The organism is Scrofimicrobium canadense (assembly GCF_009696615.1).
Taxonomy (GTDB): Bacteria; Actinomycetota; Actinomycetes; order Actinomycetales; family Actinomycetaceae; genus Scrofimicrobium; species Scrofimicrobium canadense.
The window spans coordinates 37,818-56,793 of sequence record NZ_VULO01000006.1; the positions used below are offsets into that span (position 1 = coordinate 37,818).

The following is an 18,976-nucleotide window of genomic DNA, read 5'->3' on the forward strand; positions in this document are numbered from 1 at the left end:
AGGCATGGACATGAAAAGTAAACTAATTTCCACTGCAGTGATGGGCCTATCAGCATTTGCGGTGGGAAAGGCAGTCGAACTGGCATGGAAGATCGCCACAGGAAATAACCCACCAAGCGCGGAAGAAGGCGATTCGACAACGCGTTTGCTTGCCTTTGCAATCGTCTCTGCGGCGGCAGTGACCGTTGCGCAGCGTTTCGCGGCTCAAAAGACAAATCAATTCATCGAGGCCCACGGCCTCTAGGTACGTTTCCGCTGCCGGGGCCGTGTGACATGTGCCGGGGCTGTGTATGTCCCCGTTTACAGTTTTATGGCCCCGTACGTGGGAATTAGAGCGGAAGGCAGGCGCTCAGATCAGCGCGCTCTCCCGAGGCATCAACTAGTCCTTGGTCGACCGCGTCCTCCCAGGTGATCTTCCCCTGCGCCAAAGACACCCAGGTCTCAGCGGACATCTCCACCACCGCCGGTGGGGTTCCACGCCGGTGCCTGGTCCCTTCAAGAATCTGTACTGCCCCAACAAATGGAACGCGTACTTCAACTGCCCGGCCAGGGTACCGCTGCTGCAGTTCCCCCAATAGACGCCGGGCAGTTGTTGTAAGCTCACTCATTGTCAGATGACACCTTGAGCGCGCATTGCCTTAGCTACGCGAACAAAACCGGCGGCATTAGCACCCAGCACATAATCACCGGGAGAGCCAAACTCATCAGCGGTAGCCAGGCAGGTGTCATGAATATCTTTCATGATCAGCGCCAAAGATTCTTCCACCTGATCGAATGTCCAGCGGGCGCGGCTGGCATTCTGCTGCATTTCAAGAGCAGAGACTGCCACACCACCAGCGTTAGCCGCCTTACCTGGTGCGTACAGAACCGAAGCCTCTTGGAAGATATCGATAGCTTCGGGGGTACACGGCATATTTGCGCCTTCAGCGACTACCTTGCATCCGTTCGCAACGAGCGTGCGGGCGTCGTCCTCATGAAGCTCATTTTGCGTTGCACATGGCAAAGCAACATCACAAGGAACTGACCACAGCGACCCATCCGTGTGAAGCTCGGCAGTGGGGCGCTGCGCAACATAATCGGCAACGCGGCCTCTCTTGACTTCCTTGATCTCTTTGAGGAGATCTAAGTCAATTCCGTCCTTGTCATACACCCAGCCAGAAGAGTCGGAGAACGTCACCGGCTTAGCGCCGAACTGCTGTGCTTTTTCGATGGCGTAGATTGCCACGTTGCCGGCGCCAGAGACTGCAACGGTCATACCTTCAAGGTCCATGCCACGATCAGCCAGCATATTCTGGGCGAACATGACGGTACCGTATCCCGTTGCCTCGGTCCTAGCAAGAGACCCACCCCAGTCCAGACCTTTTCCAGTGAGCACACCGGTCTCATACCGGTTGGTGAGCCTGCGGTACTGACCAAAGAGGTATCCGATTTCGCGAGCACCCACACCAATGTCACCAGCAGGAACGTCGGTCTTATCGCCAATATGGCGAGAGAGTTCCGTCATGAAGGCCTGGCAAAAACGCATGATTTCGTTGTCGGTTTTGCCGTGAGGATCGAAGTCTGACCCTCCCTTGCCTCCACCGATCCCCTGCCCGGTCAGAGCGTTCTTGAAGATCTGTTCAAAGCCGAGGAATTTGATGATGTTGCGGTTTACCGAATGATGGAAACGCAACCCGCCTTTATATGGCCCCAGCACGGAGTTAAATTCAATCCTATAGCCACGATTTACCTGAACTTTACCTGAGTCGTCGACCCAGGGGACCCGGAACAGGATTTGGCGTTCTGGTTCGACTAGTCGATCGAGCAAGGCGTATTCGGCAAACTCTGGCTGTCGATCGATCACTGGGCTAAGAGAAGTAAGAACCTCATGGACGGCTTGATGGAATTCAGGTTCGTTAGGATTACGTCGAAGCACTTCTTCATAGACTTCTTGGACTTGTTGATTCACTAGCGATCCTTGCCTCCGATAAAAATCTGACGCCTCATTGTCCCAAAGCGTTACACATTGTCCAGCTTCAGTCCAAACTTTGACCCGCTATTTACCTGCGAGATATTCCACCACGGCGCGCGCAGCCATACGTCCTTCCCGGCTCGCTCCCGTTGTTGAAGCGCCTGCACCATACCCAACTACGAGCACACGAGGGTCAACGGTTCGAACTTCGTCTACCATTGCCAGGCCTCCTCCAGAAGCACGTAAACGAAGAGGAGCCAAGTGGGAAATAGCATAACGAAAACCTGTGTTCCAAAAAACAATGTCGACTTGCTCAAAAGTCTGAGGTGCTGCTGGCTTCCATGAGCGAGGCTGCGCCAGCGATGGGTCTTCGGGCGCCCCTGCGAAGACAACCCCATTTTCACGAAACCGGGCAATAGGGCCGCGACTGACCAAGATGCCTTTTTCAATCCCATTCAGATATTCAGGTAAGGGAGGGATGCCGGTATTTGATACGACTGAACGAGGTGGTAGCCCAGCAAGGGTTCTTTCGCGCACCTTAAACTCAACGTCGCGCCCCCAATTGTCATCAAACGGCCGCGTCCGGAACTGTGGGGGTCTGCGAGTTGACCAGATGGTCTTAGTCACAGGCGCAATGTCGAGTAGCAGTTGCACGGCTGATAGACCTCCCCCTACCACCAGCGTGCGAGCACCCTCAAAATCTGAAGCACTGCGAAAGTCGACGGTATGCATCTGTCTGCCCTGGAACGTGTCGATTCCAGGCGTCCAGGGGATAAAGGGTGCCTGCCACGTGCCGGTGGCAGAAACAATCATGCGTGAATGTAAAACCACTCCGTTGTCGGTCTCTACGCGAAGTAGCCCATTGTCGTCACTGACGTGTTTCACTCGAACCGGCCGAACTACACCCAAGGAAAAATTTTCCTCATACTGACGAAAATAGTCGGAAACTACTTGAGATGCCGGTAAATCGTTATCAGCATCTTCGAGCTTCATTCCCGGAAGATTTGCGACGCCGTGAGCTCGACCAAAAGTGAGCGAATCCCACCGATGTCTCCAGGCGCCTCCAGGCTCTTCGTCAGCGTCGAGGACCAGCATTTCACTTCCTGGGGTGAGCCCTCTTCTTACCAGTTCCCTGGCTGTAGCTAGACCTGCCTGCCCGGCGCCGATGACGATCACTTCCCAGGGAGCAACAGGCGTGACCATCCTTACCACCCCTTGGCCGTGCGGTCACGGTTCTGCGCTTCCTCGCGCTCGCGCTGACGCTCAGCCTGGTCGTTCTTTTGTCCCTGAAGTTTCTCTCGACGTTCCTTCTCGGCTTGGCTTTCACCGTCGAAAGGATCGGAAGAATCTGGAGTCTCTTGATTTTCGCCGCCTTCACTAGGCTGCTCTTCGGACTCTTGTGGTTCTTGCCCGTCACCTTGCAGGTCTTGACGCTTTTGTTCCAATCGCTCACCCGCGTCACTAGCTTCTTGATCAGCCTGCGATTCCGACCCTTGTCCTTGACCTTGCTGTTGTTCCTCATCCTCAGAGTCACCCTGACCACCAGAGCTGGACATCACACAGGGCGCCACCCATTCTTGAGCTGAAGCATACAGTTCATCTGCTTGCGTGGCATCAGAATCTTTGACCTGGTCTCCCATACTTTCATATGCGGCAGACGTATTCATCCGAACTGAGCATTCATAGGTAAAGGCTTGGATTTTTCCTTGTTCGTCGACTACCGCCTTGGGGACAGTTTCAAAGGCCTTCTCGAAATACGTGAGTGCTTCTTCTGCGTTGCCTTGCGCCAAAATTGCCGTTCCAACATTGTATTGAGGCACCCACGTAGCTGGGAAAGGCAGTGACGTTTGAGTTTTGAATGCTACCCGCGCATCCGCATAAGCCTCAGACTGGAAATCACGAATCCCTAGCCACGCCCACACTTGTAGTAGCACTAGCGCTAGCCCCGCAATGAGTCCCACCACGATGAAAGGAAGGGAAACCCATAGTGCCACCAGTAGTGTGCGGTTGCGTTGAGTGGGACGAGGCGGGGGCGTGAGCGCCCCAAAAGGAGGCAGAATCTCAGACGGCATGACGCCTCCTCCACGTTGCGGCTGTTCCTGCAAAACTAATGCATTCCCAGCCAATTAGCACGGCGGCAGCAATACCTAAAGGCCAGATCACATAGTTGTAGGACCAGTTATTGCGGGACCTGGTGGCGACACTTTCAGCACCATCCAGGATCTGACTTCCCAGCTCAGCGACTTGTTGCTCACTGGGATTGATGGTGAGCGGCAGCTGTGTATAGTCAGCTAACTGTTGCAAGGCATGCTGATCAATACGCGATATTGCATTTTGTCCTGGACTATCAGGGTCTTCGATATATTCGCCCGTTGGACCGACGCCCACCTGATAGGTCTGCATAGGACCGCCCTCAGGGGTGCCGAAACCCCAGATCGCTCCCCCATCGACTAGAGGAGCCACCTCTTGCCAGGTACTGGACACTTCAGCATCGGATGGATCGGTAGCTTCTCCGTCCGAAATGACGATGAGGTACCGCGCATTCCCTGGCCGCAATTCGTGACTGCTCTCGAGGATATCCAGTACATCATCTAAGGGGCGGTTGAGCGATGAACCCGCAGAAAACTCAGATATTTCCTGGTGCAAGAGTTCTGCAAAACTGGCCACTGCGGATGTATCCGTGGTCAACGGTAACTCAGTGCGAGCACTGCCATCCCACGTGACTATCGAATAGCGCGAGCCAGGAGTAGCCTCCAAAAGCGCCATAATGTCGCGGCTGACTGCATCGAGGCGTGGCCCTCCTTCCACATCTTCGGCAGCCATAGACCCTGTTCTATCGACCACCAAAAGAATCTCAGTGTTTGTTGCCATATCCTCGCGCTCAACTTGGACGACTGGCCCCAGTAGCGCGGCAAACAGCACGATCCCCAGCAGAGAACGCCGCAGGGCGGATAACCACACCCAACGGCGGTTACGTGCCCGCAATACCCCCACCACAACCATCGATGCCCACAGCATGGCGAACAACACTAAACTGGGGACTCCTACCAGCGGAGACAAACTCATATGCGCCTCCACACCAGAACCGCCAACCCGATCAAAGAACACCACACAGTCCACGACAGGGCAGTTTGAGGCGTGTCGGTTTCTACCACGTATGATTTCCCGTCCGCCTCGGCCAACTGCTGACTTTCGATACGCTCCATAATCGACGAAATGGCTGCAGGATCATCAGCCTTATAAAACTCCCCGCCTGCAGCTTCAATGACCGATCGAAGCTGTTCACCTTCTGACGTCAACTGACCTGAGAGCGCTGGGTAGAGAGCGATTACTTCGATCCCCTGATCGGAAGCAAAGTCGACAGCCTGGGTCAGAGAATAGATCTGATCTCCAGCCACTTCATTATCCGTGGCCAAGATAATCGTGCGGGAACGTTCCTGGTCGCGGTGGTCGAAGCTGAGAACACACGAAGCCAAACCGTCGCCTATGAGCGAGGCGACACCCGCCTCGTCAGAATCAACGCCTTGAAGGTAATCAGAGAGTTCCGGGGTCACCAGAACATAGTCACCCTCTTTACCTAAATATCCTGCGTCGATGATTCTGGCAGCATCTTCCAAAACTTCATGCATCAGTTGGTAGTCATCGGTGAGAGGAAATTTCACAATGGAACGAGCCGACCACATTTCCAGAGCCATCCGCTCTCCCGAAAAGCTATCCACTAGCTCAGAGGCGGTCCGTAGAATCTGCCCATCGTAAGGAAGCATTGATCCCGACGCATCCAAACACAAAACCATGTCGCGTCTACCTAACGCTGGGTTCTTGGTTTCGCGATTAACTGGTCCACCAGCCAATATGGCTGCGGCAATCAGAGCACCAATCAAGGCAACAGCACCCGCGATGAGTCCAGCCCGATTTGCCCGGCGCAACGCCCGGAACATGGGAACATGTTCTATTGACTTTACGTTAGCAACCCACGCTTGAGGCTCGCGATAGGGTTTCGTCTTGCTCCAAAACATCAACGCACATGCCGCAATCACCACTATCAGAATGACAATGGTCAGCCACAGGAATCTCATCCAACCACCACTCTAGCCCAGGTGGCCCCGTCAGCTATGTGGCGTGCCTCCTCGATGGCAGCAAAGGACGGCTCTTCACACCAGGCCAGCGCCTGTCCTAACTCCGGCCAGTCCTGCTGGTAAAGGCCTACTTCTTCAACAGTGAGACTTTCTATGTTGTTGCCAGTTCTCTCTGTTGCCGCAGCGCGGATGATCGCAGCAACTGCCAAGTGTGCCTCGCGCACGCTTAACTCTCCGGTTTCAAATCCTTCTTCAACTTCACTGATCAAACGCTCATAGCGGGCACGCCGTGCTGCTGAAAGAGTCGTGCGATCCGTGCTAGGGCGGATCCTTGACGAACGGTAACCAATGATGAGTCCCAGCAGCCAAATGAGAGAAAAAAGTATGAGAGCTCCACCCAAAACCCACACCCAGTTGGGATACATGACAGGTTCACGCAGTGAGGGTTCCACGTCTACCTCCCCCCAACACCTGGACTAGCGCATCGAGCACTGCTTGACGCGAGTCAACAAAAGCAAACCGGAGTCCTAGTGATCGCAGGGCCTCTTCGGCATAGTGGCGTTGCCGGCTTATCACCTGTTCCCATTCCTTAGCGAGCGCAGCGTCCTCACCGACAAAATCGGGAAGTTCACCGAGTTCGATATCTCGGATCTCCTGCATTGCCGTTTTTGTCGGATCGAAATCATCGACGATGAGCACCGCGACGGAGTGGCGAGTCGCCAGCCTACGCAAAGGCCCGCGGATGGGCGGCGCAATCTGGGCAAGATCGGTCACCAAGAAAACTAAGGACCGTCGACGCACCAGGGTTTCTGCACGTCGCAAGAGTTGTGGCACAACAGCAGTACCACCTTGTGGGTCAGCGCGCACAACTGCCTTGACTGCCAGTTCAGAATGGGACACCCCAGACCTCGCTGGAAGAGTCACCACACCCTGAGAGTTGCCAGTAACCAAGCCCAGGTGATCGCCTCGCACAGAAGTCATCCACGCCAGGGCAGTTGTTATTTCGCCAGCAATTTCTGCTTTTGATTCACCCGAAGGGGCAATCGCCGCCATATTCGACCCGCGGTCCACAACTAGCTCGACGTTCAGGGTCGCGGTTGACTCAAAACGTTTGACAATCGCCTGGCTGTGGCGTGCGGTAGTTTTCCAATCGATGTCCGAGATATCGTCGCCTGGCTTGTACTCTGCCATGTCCAAGAACTCATGACTTGCCCCCGCACCTAGCCCCTGGTGCCTGCCATCAAGCAGCGAAAATAGGCGACGTTGAATCGGGAAGTCCACCAACTTCCCGTAGTCGTACAAACCACCTGCAGCCATATGGTGTTTACGGAACAGGTACCGCGGTGAAAACCGCGTCGATAAGACCTGGAACAGATACGTCGTCAGCCACCGCGTCCCATGTGCGAACCATGCGATGGCGAAGCACGGGATGACGTAATGCTTTGACGTCGTCGGGGACAACAAAACTACGACCGTCCATCAGCGCGTGAGCTTTCGCCACTTCCTGAAGGGCAATTGCTCCACGAGGAGACGCTCCCAGTCGGACATGCGAACGGAAATTCGGCAGTGGTGCTGGCCCTCCACCACGCGTGGTGTTGACCAAATCAACAATGTACGACTTGATGGAGTCATGAACGAAGACTCGCGATGAAAAACCTTGCAGTACCTGTAGTTCATCCAGCGAAATCGGAGTGCCTTCTAGATCTTGAGCGAAGGTTCCCTCATCGATCATCTGCAGCACTTTGAGTTCTTCAGCGGGACTGGGGTAGGTGATCACAACTTTCATAAGGAAGCGGTCCATCTGTGCTTCTGGGAGCACATAGGTGCCCTCTTCCTCAATGGGGTTTTGCGTTGCCATCACCATGAAAGGCTGAGGAAGCCGATAGTTTTCACCGCCGATCGTCGTCTGGCGTTCCTGCATTGCTTCAAGCATTGCCGACTGAGTTTTTGCCGACGACCGGTTGATCTCATCTAAGAGAACGAAGTTGGCATGCACAGGTCCTAGCTGCGTTACAAACTGGCCAGTCTGCGAGTTGAAAATCTGCGTGCCAATAATGTCATTAGGCATCAAGTCTGGGGTGCATTGAATACGTCTGAAGGAACCCGAAACAGAATTGGCCAAAGTTTGCGCCGCAGTGGTTTTCGCCAGCCCTGGGACGGACTCGATGAGTACGTGTCCTTTTGCTAACAGTGCGGCCAGCAACGCCTCGCGCAAGTCATCCTGTCCCACAACGCGTTGGCGAAAGAGTGTGTTAACCCGGTCCAACAGTGATTGGGCTTGAGCAAGTTCTTCTTCGAGCAGATAGTCCTGCCCTGCTACCGGATCAGTCAAGGCCGTTGAGGTAGTCCTCAATCTGACGCAAACCTAAACCATAGTCGCGGTTGCTATCAGATTGTGCCTGGTGAGCCACTGCACCGGTCTGCACGTTCTTAAGTAAGTAGGTGCCACCTTCAGAATCGCCGTCCACGGCTTCGATGTGCAGACCATGCTTTTCGGCGCGGCGAGCTAAGCGGTTCAAGTATTCCTTGTCATTATGACCAGTGCTCATTGGTTCCCTCTCTGTGCATACATTCGACTAGTCCATGCTAGTGCACATACCTGGGTGTTCGCTGATCTGCCCTCCCCTCCTTCCTTTGTCACATCACAGTGTCCTAATTCCCGTGGCAGTTTGATATTTGTCACCGGGACAGTGTTTTATTCAGGGGGATTCGACTTCGATGGGAAGAACTGGTGCAGGCTGCATGAGCTCTGGCCCATCCCCACGCAGTGGCAGCACAGGCCACTGCCTCAGACCCTTAGAAATAGGTACTGCAGCATCTGCGACAGCATTCACTAGGCTTTGGTCACCCATTGTTGCAGGGTCCAACCATTCCCACGCCAATGCAGGAGTCATGAATACCGGCATCCGATCATGAAGGCTTTCCATGACGCCAGAAGACTTGCAGGTAAGAATGGTGGCCGTCAGGTACCAGCCACTATCTTCCGGGGCCGCAGGGTCATGCCACCATGAGTAGAGGCCAGCCATGGGAAGTATTGTGCTAGGGCCCACGATCGCATGAGGAATACGCGTACCCCTGGCGCCCGTCCACTCATAGAATCCCGTCACAGGGATAATGCAGCGGGTATGTTTCACTGCCGCTTTGAAGGTTGGCTTTTCCGCGGCTGTCTCTGCCCGCGCATTGAACGTGGGGTATTTGGTTTTGAGTTGTCGCTCCCATGGAGGTATCAGCGACCAGTAGGCGTACTCAAAGCGTTTGTTTCCCTCACTATCAGTAAATGCCACAGGGATTTGCTCTGTTGGTTTGATATTCCACGACGGCGCATATCCCTCGGGTAGGTGGCCGATCCACTGAGCGATATCTTGCCACGCCGCGCCACCCATATTCTCGTCGTAGTCGACAACGACTCTTCCACACATAAGTTCAGGATAATTGAATATCGACCAGATTGTATCCGTAGAAACCCCTGGGAAAAACACTAAATCCCTGAGGCTATCTTCCATGGTATTTGGATTTATAACTCTGTAATGCGCGAGGGGTTGGCGGCCCGCTAAACTCTGGCTCATGAGCGTACCTACAGATTGGATCGAGATTCGCCGCGACGACCGCGAACTTGTGGGCTGGGTCGTGCTAGACGGCGAGGATTTCGTGACGATTGATCTACTGGGCAGAAAAGGCCTCCTCACTGATTGGTTTCATGCCGAGGAATACCTCAATACACTGGGGATCGGCTATCTCGCGGACCCTTACGCGTTCCAACGAGATGACGGGACCTGGGTGCGCGTCCGGCTGCTTGAAGTATCAACCGACGGCATTACCATGAAACGCGACGACTTCGGAGACCTATCTGCGGACCTCGCGACCTATTCAATTCACTTTCCTCCAGGTCCGCGCCTTGTTCCGCTGACGGATTTTACTCAAGATCCAGAATTGATTGAAGGGCTGCAGCCGTTCGCGCAAAGTTAGAAACCGCAGCCGAACCCGATATGCGCACCTAACGTACCAGGTGCCATAGGATTTCGCGGCGGATCAATCCTGAGAATGGTCGGATCAACCACCAGTACGGTCTAAACTTCTTGGCTGCCGAGGCGGTGCTCGCCTCGCACAAGGTCGCTGTTGTGATGAGGCAACCGGTAGCTGTTGACGTAAATGTGAAGTCCATGCCGATCTTCAATTCCGCCCTCAGCATCTGCCATCTTGAGTTCCTCAAGGGTCGTCGGCTGTCTCAACGGCTGTTCAGAGGTGAAGTTCCATGGCGTAGCGAGGAAGCCGACGGCAACATACTTGCCTGGTTTCATGGCCAGGGAACAAAAGATACTCTCTGGATTAATCCATTTCTCATCGAGCAACGCTGAGAGCGACAGCCCTTCCCGGCGGCGCGCCCAAAAGCCGCGTATTGTCATGAGGTAGGAGGTAAGTTTGAGATCGCGCCAACGTATTTCAAGCAGACGTTCGTTGCGCTATCTGCTGAACCCTGCGAGTGTCTTTGATGCATTTCGCTGAGTGCTGCCCTGGGAAGTGCTTGCGTCAGTGATTCGACTGGACTTATTTGCGCCGTATCCTTTTCGGAGATGCCGTAAACTCACGAATAATTACGATACGAAGCGTAGCACCAACTCAGGATGTGCGATAGAAATTCGGGGGCTCCGGAAGAAATACGGCGCCACCCATGCCCTCAAAGACCTGTCACTTCACGTTGATGCTGGAAAAACAGTTCGCTATCTTGGCCCTAACGGCGCGGGTAAGACAACGACGCTGCGCCTCTGGCAGAGTCACTACGAAGTCGACGCCGGTGTGAAGCGGGGGGTGACCACGGATGCAGCGGCGGAGATCAAGCGGCTGCAGAAGGAGAACGCCTAGCTGCGCAAGGCGAACGAGATCCGCAAGGTTGCGAGCGTGTTTTTCGCGAAGGAGCGCGACCAGCCCTGGCTAAGATTATCCGGTTCGTCAATGAGCACCGGGAGCGTTTCAGGGTCGAGCTCATCCGCAGGGTTCTCCGACCGGCAGTCCAGGGGTTCCTCACCTACCGCGGCTATCGCGCTGCTGTCGGTCGTGCGCCGTCGGCGACTCGTTCAACAACGCGATGATCGAGGCAGTGAACAACCTCTACAAGACCGAGCTGGTCCGCCAGCAAGGACCCTGGCGGACCGCCGAGCAAGTCGAAATCGCGACCCTGGAGTGGGTGTGATGGTAGAACAACCAGCGGCTCGACGGCGAAGTCGACACGCACACTTCCGTGGAGGTCGAACAGGAGTATTACGCTGACCAAGAATCAGGCCAGCCGGTACCTGCCGGACAGGGCCCCCGATAGGAACGAAAGTCGGGCCGATTCATTGTGTCAATACCTTCACTTTTTGTTAAGGTATTGACACGACTGTGGTGACGAAGTTGGAGCGTCTGCGGGAGGTCGCGCTGGACCAACATGGGTTCATCACGACCGCGCAGTCCCTCGAAGAAGGCATATCGCACGCTGACCTGTCCATGATGGTCACCCGCGGCCGGATCGAGCGTGCCGCCCACGGAGTATACCGGGTGCCACAGGTTTCCGAGACCGAGTACGACCAGTACCAGCTCGCGGTGCTCTGGACTGGCGCGCCGGAGGCATGCCTGAGCCACGACACCGCCCTGGAAGCGTGGGGTATCACCGACATCAACCCCGACCACATCCACGTGACCGTAGCCCGGAACCGACGGCTGCGCCGTGCCGGAGGAGAACGGTATGTCATCCATCACGACGACCTCGACCCGGCTCAGGTCACGTGGTGGCAGGGCATCCGCATCGTGAACGTTCCCACCGCGATCTCGCAAGGCATCGCCTCGGGGGTGCCGACGTACCTGATCCGCCATGCGCTAGACCGCGCCGGTCGAACGAGCGTGCTGCCAGCCGACGAGCGGGAACGGCTGACCGCCGAGTTGGAGGCGCGCGATGGTTGAGCATGACCGGGCGAACCTTGCCTCGGCGCTGAACGACTTGACACCAAAAGGCAAGACGCCCGCCTCGGCGCGCGTACTCAACGCCTGGATCGCCCAGGCACAGGACCGTCTCGAGTCGGCGGGTCCGCGCCTGGGCTAGCTCGTCGCCGCGACCGTCGTCTCCGCTGCCCTGCAACGCGCGGTCGACAGGTCCGGGGCTCCGCTGTTCCTCCTGAAAGGAGGGACGATGCTGCAATACCGGCTTCCGGGGATGTCTCGCACCACCCAGGACATTGACGGACTCGTGCGAGGCGGCAACGAGGCTAAAAATCGACGAAACTGGGTTTTCTGTTCATTACATGCCGGATTATTCCGGCATGTAATGAACTTTTTCTGCACTTGACTAGTGCCCTCCGATCGCCGCACCACACGCGAGTTGACCTCCACGAAGACCCTAGGCAATGTGTCATTTCATACGGACACACATCAATGTGCAGCGGGAGGCTCGATGGGCATGCGCCTCGTGCACATTGAGCTTCCCCTTGCACATCGTGCTTGCTTTTGGGAAATCCAGATAAATCCTTCCCGGTCAGCACCTAGCGCCCATAATCAGCGGCAGCCTTCGAAAAGCATTTCCGCCCATCCAACTGAGAAAGCCAGCAGACTCGCTTTATGGACCATCCCCCACACGACATGACGACCGACACGCCTGGATTCATTGACGACGTACGAGAGATCTTTACTTCTGGCGATCCGCTGGTTGCGCTTACCACCGCAAGCGCGATCGCCTCATTCACTGAAGCTACTCCTGACCCCTTCAGCAATTCTGACTCTGAGCCATCAATCACCGAAGTGGCAGAAATGCTGTTCCAAGAGGATACCCCGCAAACAGATTGGTTACTGGTGGTGTGGGAGCAGATGCTACCGCAGTCCCCACTGACTGAGCTGCGCCACAAGCAACTTCTGCGACGGCTACAGGAGCCACCTCAGTGGCTACGCCAGATTGACCAGGTAAGGCCTGTTTCGGCCGCGTCTTTTGGGTCGTATACAGGAGAGTTCGAGTTGGTGTCCATTGAGTTTGCTTGCCCTTGGGGGCCTCTCACTTTGGTGGTTGGTATTGCATATTCGGGGATTGCGTTGATTGAGGACGGGTATGCTTTCCCCGGTTCAATCAAAGAAATAATTCATCACGCTGGCCTTCAAGACGACCCGGCTGGCGCAATTACTGAAATATCTTTAGCTGATGCGAAAGCGATTGTTGATGAGGCTGCAGATTGGCATGGCCGCTATATCGATGCGCCTGAAACCGACACGTGGCCTGCATGCAAGCCACTTCTGCTGTGGGGTCTGCGCACAATGCCCGATGGCGGCCGCGGGCACGTATATCGCGAATACACTGAAGAAGAAATCGATGCTGAGGTGGATGCATTTATTTCTTCACCTTACGCAGCAGGCTTGAGCCAAAATGCCCCCGACCAGGCGCACCTAATCTTGAGCCTGGCTACCAACTATGGAACTGGCGATATCCGCCAGTGGAGCGCTCAGTTGGCCGAGCGGATGTTACTTGACCTAGTACCTCGAAAAGTGATTGCTGGGCAGGACTACTTGCGACCCATACCCAAGGTTCTTGAGGCTATCGTTCGCTATTATCATGCACAGTTGCAGGTTCCTCCGATTATTACCGAAGATGTGGTCGCGACGATCGCTGGATGCAAGCGCACATACTCGCGCTTGATCAAGCCCAGCTACTACGACTCAGATTTCTCTTGGTTGACGGATTCTTGGGAGTTGGATATTGGTGAGGCTTCCACGTTGGATTCGCTCACTACCGATCCCCTACCTAAAGAAAAGGTAAAGACACGTGGCATGTCGATGGCGGTCGCGCACAAGGTTCGCAGTGTTGCTGAGGTCATTGAGGCCGTAGCACCGACATTTTTTGGCGACACAGAGATGACAACTTCTGCACTGCGCATCCTCGCAAAGTTGGGCAGTGTTTCACCGGAGTATTTCTTGTCGAAGAGCACAACAGAGGCCAGTTCAAGTGCTGATGTCACCTGGCAGTCCTCTGTGGCTGGGGCGGTGTGTTGGGTGTGCGGGAAAGCAAATAATTGGTTTAAACAAAGCGATCCTGAGCGTACAGTCAAAGCTCTTATGTCTGCTTTTGGGTTGAAAAATTCTCCAACTACTCGTGGTACAACAATCGTTGATCGATTGCCTGGGGCGGTGTGGGATGGAAGTTTGGTCCATATTGGGGATGCGTCTTTGCTCACCTCACGCAAACGCATGGAGGTTCTCACCAAAGCGGCCGACTCTCACGAGTGAACGCCTCGTCCACGGCATAATGAAGTAGTCCCAGGGCTAGAGATCCGGCAAGGCGACGTGAATTCCTTCCACCGCTCCTGAACGGATGAGGACACCGCGGCCCGGCGGCGCATCGGCCCGTTTGAAGTGCGTAAATGAGACTGTGAAGATTCCGGGAACATCGTTGGCGTCAGGTTGCAGGGCAATGGCCCATCGCACTCCACGAAGTTGGCTCGACAGGTCCCATACGCTGTTGATGGTGGCATTCTCAGCTTCGATGATTGTCGGTATGTCTTCTCTGCGCAGTAATCGCATGAGCACGGCAAGGTCTCTCTCGTTACCTGTGCCGTTGAAGCCACCGATGTCTTCAATGACCACTAGAGGCACAGCCCCGTCTTTCGGAAATGGGGGAGCGTCAGGCTTATGTGAGGGTACCTCGGGACTGATAGTTTCGGTGGTGCCGATGGTCGGCAACGTTAAGAAATTTGGTTGTTCTGCTGGCACGTCGTCAAGTCGTTCTCTCAGTAAGCTTATGATTTTTTCCCTGGACGAGGCGGTGTCGGCGATACCGGCCCATGCCATGACTCCACCTAGTGGGCTTTTTGCCGGGGAAATGAGGTATGCCTCGACGTCGCGGCGCTCCAGATTGGCTTTTTCGGTAAAAGCAGCAAGCATGGAACGGATAGCCGTGGTGCGCCCTGACCCTGCGGGCCCGGATACCAACATGAATCCTTCTTTGGGCAATGTCACTGGTGTCAGTTCTGCGGTGGTGATAGCAAAAGCTGACTGAGAACCGCAAATATCCAATTCGCGGCGAGCGATTTCGGTCGGGACCGGAGGAATCTTCCACGGTGGATCAATGAGGGACTCCCCCGTTGTATGTGCTACAGCTGCAAAGGCCTTCTGTGTGTCCTCGATGCTGCTTGTGTTTCCGGGGCACGCCCATTGAATTTCTTCGTCGGTTCCAATCCGCACAGCTCTGCCAGGGGGTGCTTCACTAAGAATTGTAGGGGCAACTCCCAGCAGTTGGTAGTCGTTATCGGAGGGTTGGCGCAGGGTAAAACGCTCTGGAATCGAGGCAGCCAAACTAGTGGGAAGTCCGTTCGTTCTTTCGCATGTGAAAATCGCGTGTACTGCGACGGTGCGACCGCGGCGAATAATATGAGAGAGATCCTCAAATGGATTAGTGGACTGGCGGGAGAACTCGAACTGCTCTCGAAACGTGGCAATACCATCGATCAACAGCAGAATCGGAGAATGCTCGGTCCCTTCAGGCATCTGGATTCTTGAATCAACAGTGTTCTTCAGTCTGGTGAGAAGGCGCCCAACGCGGTCTCTTTCAATACTGGGAATAATCGCACCTGTGTTCGGCAATGTTGACAAAATCTGTAGAGCGTTTCCACCTGCATCAATACCATAGATATGTGCGGCGGTATCTGCAATGACAAGCGAATAGGCACACGTCAGCAGCGCAGTACTCTTGCCACTCCCTGGACCGCCATATATAACAGCGTTCCCAACCTCACTCAGTAAGAGAGATTCAGGTGCTTTTCGTTGTAAATGTGGTTGGTCGACCTCGCCAATCAGTAGATTGTCCATGGTAGTTGCCATTTGCAGGCTGGCGAAAGAAATCTCCGAATCCAACTGTGCCACCCACGGTTTACGAGGCGTATCCAGCTGCGCATTATCAGCTGCCAAAGCAATCGATTTGGTCAAACTCTCAATATCTCGAGGGCCTTTGGGGCGCGACGATTTCTTTGGTGAACTAGGAGGTATGAAGACCTGCCAGGGGACCTGTCTCCCGAAATCTAGACTGGTGATTTCCACGGCTGATTGAATGGCATTTGACCGCCGTCCTCCCAAATATGCTGTCTGGAAGTGCCAAAGACTCCCGGCCCCCACTTTGGCTGCTGCACGTCCTGGAGTCTCGGGCGTAAAGAACGCGGCTTCCTTACTCCCAATCACGTCACTGCTGTCATTTTCATCGGCCATACGCAAAGCTACGCGAAGATTCGTGTTGGCACGCAAATTGTCTTTGATTACTCCTGAAGGGCGTTGGGTTGCCAGGATCAGGTGCAGACCAAGTGAACGGCCACGCTGTGCCACGTCAATTACCCCGTCAACAAACTCTGGAATTTCCGATACTAAAGCCGCAAATTCGTCGACGACAATTACCAATGCGGGAGGCGCCTCGGGGTCTCCCCTAAGTTCTAACGAGAGCAGGTCTTTAGCGTTTTTTTCGGCCAAAAGCTCTTCGCGGTAACGCAGTTCTGCTCTCAAAGAGGTCAACGCACGACGAACCAGGTGGGTGTTGAGGTCGGTGACTAACCCGACGGTGTGCGGAAGATTGACACAGTCAGCAAATGCTGCCCCACCCTTGTAGTCGACCAAAAGAAAGGTAACTTGATCAGGGGAATAACTGGCTGCAAGCGATGTAATCCAGGTCTGTAGGAACTCTGATTTACCCGATCCGGTTGTACCTCCAACCAACGCGTGGGGGCCGTGAGTACGAAGGTCCAGGTATGCGGGTCCGTCGTTGCCTTGTCCCACAACAGCCCTCATTCCATGGTCGGTTCGATCCTGCCCGGCGGTCCAGTGGGAGTGCAGAGAATCCGTGTCAGCCCAACGGCGCACAATAGCTTGCGGCGAACCCAATACATCTTCTTGCACCAGTTCATCGATAGTTACCGAAGATGGCAAGTCACTTTCGTCAAGGATTCGCGCCCCAATATCGCTGATGGGGGCAAGTTCGCGGGCAAAACGTTCCGCATCTGGCAAATCCACGGCGTCAATGCTGGACAGTGGGATGGTAGTGCTTTGGCGAACAAACCCCACCGTCCATGAAGAATATTCCACCGTGAGCACGGTGCGGCAAGCTGCCGGGATCTGTTGAGGCACCGGATCAACCCATATGAAATGAACACCGACGTCAGGACCTTCTTCTGCGGCACTAACAAGACGGGCAATATCAACGTTTCCGGCGTCTAACACAAGCACAACAATTGCGGGAAGCATGTCTTGCGTATAGGTAGGCTTGCTTCCTGGGGCACCGGCTGAGACCGCATTGTTGATATGGGAGCGAACAGTCCGCCCGTTATGCGCCGCTGTCCGGCTGTTGATGATACTCTCTATGGCCAGGATCAGGGCTGCAGAGCTACGCTCATCTGCTACAAGATGCGGGGCAGCCAACGGACTGTAGACAGAATCGGCGTGCGGCAACCACTTCAGCCAACTCCATTCCCCGCCCGCTTGTTTTTCGTTCGCAAAGGCAGCAAAAACCAGATCCGCTGGGGAATGGAGGGCGGTCAGCTGAATAACGATGGCCCGGGCTGCGGACATTAGCCAGTTGTCGCAGCCGGTGACACCCACACTGCCACATGTTTGAAGTTGTTCTACTAGGGGCACGTGAGACACGTACCGGTATTGTTCGTAAAGATTCTTTACTTTGGACCATTCTTCAGCTGACACATCTGAGCGCGGTGGAAGTATGATTTCTTTGCGACTGGGGAGCGTTGCTTGCCCCAGAGTCAACTCTAAAAACGCGGCTTGTTCTGCCCGCCTCGACCATAAAATAGGTGCTAACTTGGCTGGCGCCTCAACCAGATCTATGGCGCGCACGGCTTCTTGATTGCGGTGTTCTTGTTCTTTGCGGCGGTCTTCTTCTAGTTCCCGCCCCGTTTGAGCCAGATTGAGTTCGTATTCTTCTCTCTTGGTTTTAAGGGTCCTGCGACCACTAATGACATTGTCCAGCCAGGTTCCCACCATGATGAGAGGGGAAATCGCAATGAATATGAGACTCAGGGGAGACCGTGTGACGGCAAACATGACAGTTCCCATAAGCAGGGGTGCCACCATGGCAACGAGAGGAAAACGAGGACGTCGAGGTTGTGGCGGGGGCGATGGCAGCTCAATACTGTCTGGAACAAAAGAAGGGGTGACCACTGGGGATGGTAAGTACTTCCCTGTCGGAGGCGTGAGTGAACTGCCCGGCGAAGGAGGGCTACTTTCGATCCGGAGCATCGTCCCACCCACAGATATGAGGGCTGCCGCCACTCTTCCTACTCTGATAACACCAGGTCGCTCACTGTCATAGTGCGCGTCTCCCTCAATGATTGTCGTGCCGTTGGCAGAACCTAAATCTTCTATTTCGATTCCCTCTGGACACGGCCGGAGCATCGCATGTCGGCGCGATACTTCTTTGTCAAGCAAACGAATCCGGCAAGAGCGATCGCGGCCAATAAGGCTATCTCCAGCCGAAGGCAGATAGAGCGCTCCGTCTTGTTCTCCCCCGACCACACTGATGGTCGCGATCGGGGGATGCAGCCGAGTGCCCTCACCGGGGTGAGATTCCAAAACGGGCTCGATGATGTCGCCTTGACGTAAGCCACTGTCGCCTATCGGGGAGGCCGAATCTAGTATCAGTGGCATTGCACCACTCGACGCCGATGTTTTGATTGTCAGTGGGACCGTGGTTGCTAACGCATAGGGAACCAAGGCTGGGGATCCCATGCCTGCGCGGATTAAGGTGTCGGCTATGTCGTGCACACTTGTTGTATTGTCCGCGGTGATGATTCCATCGCAGAGAATACGTTCCGCACCATTGCCGTACCGTACAGCAGAAATCCTGATCTTCATGTCTGGTAATTCTTTCGTCAGACGGGTAACTCAATATTGCCCACTTATTCAATCGTCCGGTTACTTTGTCTCGTATGGTGGTGGTGTGTGGTTTTTGTTG

20 protein-coding genes are annotated in these 18,976 nt (G+C 54.9%); 7 read left to right on the forward strand and 13 right to left on the reverse strand.

The features are described 5' to 3' along the window. Positions 1–10: 10 nt before the first annotated feature. Positions 11–244 (forward strand): DUF4235 domain-containing protein, encoded by a 234-nt coding sequence (locus tag FYJ24_RS05745; RefSeq protein ID WP_206192527.1) that lies wholly within the window; start codon positions 11–13, stop codon positions 242–244. Between the two features lie 85 nt (positions 245–329). Here FYJ24_RS05745 and FYJ24_RS05750 read toward each other — a convergent pair whose 3' ends face one another. The 11 genes from FYJ24_RS05750 to FYJ24_RS05800 form a co-directional block, all read right to left on the reverse strand. After that, the gene (locus tag FYJ24_RS05750) at positions 330–608 is read right to left on the reverse strand and encodes a sterol carrier family protein (protein WP_206192528.1); all 279 of its coding nucleotides are present in this window, start codon (positions 606–608) and stop codon (positions 330–332) included. Positions 609–610: 2 nt separating this feature from the next. Next, on the reverse strand, positions 611–1,948 hold the full coding sequence (gene gdhA / locus FYJ24_RS05755) for an NADP-specific glutamate dehydrogenase (RefSeq protein WP_318656563.1): 1,338 nt from the start codon (positions 1,946–1,948) through the stop codon (positions 611–613). Positions 1,949–2,035: 87 nt separating this feature from the next. Then, positions 2,036–3,154 (reverse strand): FAD-dependent oxidoreductase, encoded by a 1,119-nt coding sequence (locus FYJ24_RS05760; RefSeq protein ID WP_154544473.1) that lies wholly within the window; start codon positions 3,152–3,154, stop codon positions 2,036–2,038. A gap of 2 nt (positions 3,155–3,156) precedes the next feature. Then, the gene (locus FYJ24_RS05765; RefSeq protein ID WP_154544475.1) at positions 3,157–4,023 is read right to left on the reverse strand and encodes a hypothetical protein; all 867 of its coding nucleotides are present in this window, start codon (positions 4,021–4,023) and stop codon (positions 3,157–3,159) included. Then, positions 4,013–5,017 carry a vWA domain-containing protein gene (locus FYJ24_RS05770; RefSeq protein WP_154544477.1) on the reverse strand — a complete coding sequence of 335 codons (1,005 nt, stop codon included), beginning with the start codon at positions 5,015–5,017 and terminating at the stop codon, positions 4,013–4,015. Before FYJ24_RS05770 ends, FYJ24_RS05765 begins: the two co-directional genes overlap by 11 nt. Further along, complete coding sequence (locus tag FYJ24_RS05775; RefSeq protein WP_154544479.1) at positions 5,014–6,027, reverse strand: vWA domain-containing protein; 1,014 nt, start codon at positions 6,025–6,027, stop codon at positions 5,014–5,016. Before FYJ24_RS05775 ends, FYJ24_RS05770 begins: the two co-directional genes overlap by 4 nt. Beyond that, the gene (locus FYJ24_RS05780; protein ID WP_154544481.1) at positions 6,024–6,479 is read right to left on the reverse strand and encodes a hypothetical protein; all 456 of its coding nucleotides are present in this window, start codon (positions 6,477–6,479) and stop codon (positions 6,024–6,026) included. The genes FYJ24_RS05775 and FYJ24_RS05780 overlap by 4 nt, the downstream gene beginning before the upstream one ends. Beyond that, entirely contained in the window at positions 6,460–7,344 is an 885-nt protein-coding gene (locus FYJ24_RS05785) for a DUF58 domain-containing protein (RefSeq protein ID WP_154544483.1), read from the reverse strand. The genes FYJ24_RS05780 and FYJ24_RS05785 overlap by 20 nt, the downstream gene beginning before the upstream one ends. Before the next feature lie 7 nt (positions 7,345–7,351). After that, positions 7,352–8,359, reverse strand: a complete 1,008-nt coding sequence (locus tag FYJ24_RS05790) for an AAA family ATPase (RefSeq protein ID WP_154544485.1) — start codon at positions 8,357–8,359, stop codon at positions 7,352–7,354. Next, positions 8,352–8,576 (reverse strand): hypothetical protein, encoded by a 225-nt coding sequence (locus FYJ24_RS05795; protein WP_154544487.1) that lies wholly within the window; start codon positions 8,574–8,576, stop codon positions 8,352–8,354. Before FYJ24_RS05795 ends, FYJ24_RS05790 begins: the two co-directional genes overlap by 8 nt. A 150-nt stretch (positions 8,577–8,726) precedes the next feature. Further along, positions 8,727–9,530, reverse strand: a complete 804-nt coding sequence (locus FYJ24_RS05800; protein ID WP_206192529.1) for an SOS response-associated peptidase — start codon at positions 9,528–9,530, stop codon at positions 8,727–8,729. A gap of 61 nt (positions 9,531–9,591) precedes the next feature. Here FYJ24_RS05800 and FYJ24_RS05805 point away from each other — a divergent pair, with 61 nt between their 5' ends. Then, positions 9,592–9,993, forward strand: coding sequence for a hypothetical protein (locus FYJ24_RS05805; protein WP_206192530.1), 402 nt, complete (start codon positions 9,592–9,594; stop codon positions 9,991–9,993). A gap of 101 nt (positions 9,994–10,094) precedes the next feature. On the opposite strand, the gene FYJ24_RS05810 is transcribed toward FYJ24_RS05805, so the two are convergent. Further along, positions 10,095–10,430 (reverse strand): hypothetical protein, encoded by a 336-nt coding sequence (locus FYJ24_RS05810; protein WP_154544491.1) that lies wholly within the window; start codon positions 10,428–10,430, stop codon positions 10,095–10,097. 100 nt (positions 10,431–10,530) lie between these two features. Here FYJ24_RS05810 and FYJ24_RS05815 point away from each other — a divergent pair, with 100 nt between their 5' ends. The 5 genes from FYJ24_RS05815 (at position 10,531) to FYJ24_RS05830 (ending at position 14,262) form a co-directional block, all read left to right on the forward strand. After that, positions 10,531–10,887: an ATP-binding cassette domain-containing protein gene (locus FYJ24_RS05815; protein WP_206192531.1), complete on the forward strand. Its 357-nt coding sequence runs from the start codon at positions 10,531–10,533 to the stop codon at positions 10,885–10,887. A gap of 519 nt (positions 10,888–11,406) precedes the next feature. Next, a complete protein-coding gene (locus FYJ24_RS05820) occupies positions 11,407–11,961 on the forward strand; it encodes a type IV toxin-antitoxin system AbiEi family antitoxin domain-containing protein (protein ID WP_206192532.1) in 555 nt (184 codons plus the stop codon). Continuing rightward, positions 11,954–12,100, forward strand: coding sequence for a hypothetical protein (locus FYJ24_RS12900; protein WP_225872033.1), 147 nt, complete (start codon positions 11,954–11,956; stop codon positions 12,098–12,100). The genes FYJ24_RS05820 and FYJ24_RS12900 overlap by 8 nt, the downstream gene beginning before the upstream one ends. Before the next feature lie 30 nt (positions 12,101–12,130). Then, positions 12,131–12,343 (forward strand): nucleotidyl transferase AbiEii/AbiGii toxin family protein, encoded by a 213-nt coding sequence (locus FYJ24_RS12905; RefSeq protein WP_225872041.1) that lies wholly within the window; start codon positions 12,131–12,133, stop codon positions 12,341–12,343. Between the two features lie 269 nt (positions 12,344–12,612). Then, positions 12,613–14,262 (forward strand): hypothetical protein, encoded by a 1,650-nt coding sequence (locus tag FYJ24_RS05830; RefSeq protein WP_154544512.1) that lies wholly within the window; start codon positions 12,613–12,615, stop codon positions 14,260–14,262. 36 nt (positions 14,263–14,298) lie between these two features. Here FYJ24_RS05830 and FYJ24_RS05835 read toward each other — a convergent pair whose 3' ends face one another. Next, positions 14,299–18,876, reverse strand: a complete 4,578-nt coding sequence (locus FYJ24_RS05835) for an FtsK/SpoIIIE domain-containing protein (RefSeq protein WP_154544514.1) — start codon at positions 18,874–18,876, stop codon at positions 14,299–14,301. Positions 18,877–18,976 lie beyond the last annotated feature (100 nt).

What these genes read in the sequence shown, in the direction of transcription:
- FYJ24_RS05765 (WP_154544475.1), bottom strand. Translation starts at nt 4,023, where the DNA reads ATGCCGTCTGAGATTCTGCCTCCTTTTGGGGCGCTCACGCCCCCGCCT.
- FYJ24_RS05830 (WP_154544512.1), top strand. Translation starts at nt 12,613, where the DNA reads ATGGACCATCCCCCACACGACATGACGACCGACACGCCTGGATTCATT.
- FYJ24_RS05810 (WP_154544491.1), bottom strand. Translation starts at nt 10,430, where the DNA reads ATGACAATACGCGGCTTTTGGGCGCGCCGCCGGGAAGGGCTGTCGCTC.
- FYJ24_RS05800 (WP_206192529.1), bottom strand. Translation starts at nt 9,530, where the DNA reads ATGGAAGATAGCCTCAGGGATTTAGTGTTTTTCCCAGGGGTTTCTACG.
- FYJ24_RS12900 (WP_225872033.1), top strand. Translation starts at nt 11,954, where the DNA reads ATGGTTGAGCATGACCGGGCGAACCTTGCCTCGGCGCTGAACGACTTG.
- FYJ24_RS05745 (WP_206192527.1), top strand. Translation starts at nt 11, where the DNA reads ATGAAAAGTAAACTAATTTCCACTGCAGTGATGGGCCTATCAGCATTT.
- FYJ24_RS05775 (WP_154544479.1), bottom strand. Translation starts at nt 6,027, where the DNA reads ATGAGATTCCTGTGGCTGACCATTGTCATTCTGATAGTGGTGATTGCG.
- FYJ24_RS05835 (WP_154544514.1), bottom strand. Translation starts at nt 18,876, where the DNA reads ATGAAGATCAGGATTTCTGCTGTACGGTACGGCAATGGTGCGGAACGT.
- FYJ24_RS05805 (WP_206192530.1), top strand. Translation starts at nt 9,592, where the DNA reads ATGAGCGTACCTACAGATTGGATCGAGATTCGCCGCGACGACCGCGAA.
- FYJ24_RS05785 (WP_154544483.1), bottom strand. Translation starts at nt 7,344, where the DNA reads ATGGCTGCAGGTGGTTTGTACGACTACGGGAAGTTGGTGGACTTCCCG.
- FYJ24_RS05760 (WP_154544473.1), bottom strand. Translation starts at nt 3,154, where the DNA reads ATGGTCACGCCTGTTGCTCCCTGGGAAGTGATCGTCATCGGCGCCGGG.
- FYJ24_RS05795 (WP_154544487.1), bottom strand. Translation starts at nt 8,576, where the DNA reads ATGAGCACTGGTCATAATGACAAGGAATACTTGAACCGCTTAGCTCGC.
- FYJ24_RS05750 (WP_206192528.1), bottom strand. Translation starts at nt 608, where the DNA reads ATGAGTGAGCTTACAACAACTGCCCGGCGTCTATTGGGGGAACTGCAG.
- FYJ24_RS05770 (WP_154544477.1), bottom strand. Translation starts at nt 5,017, where the DNA reads ATGAGTTTGTCTCCGCTGGTAGGAGTCCCCAGTTTAGTGTTGTTCGCC.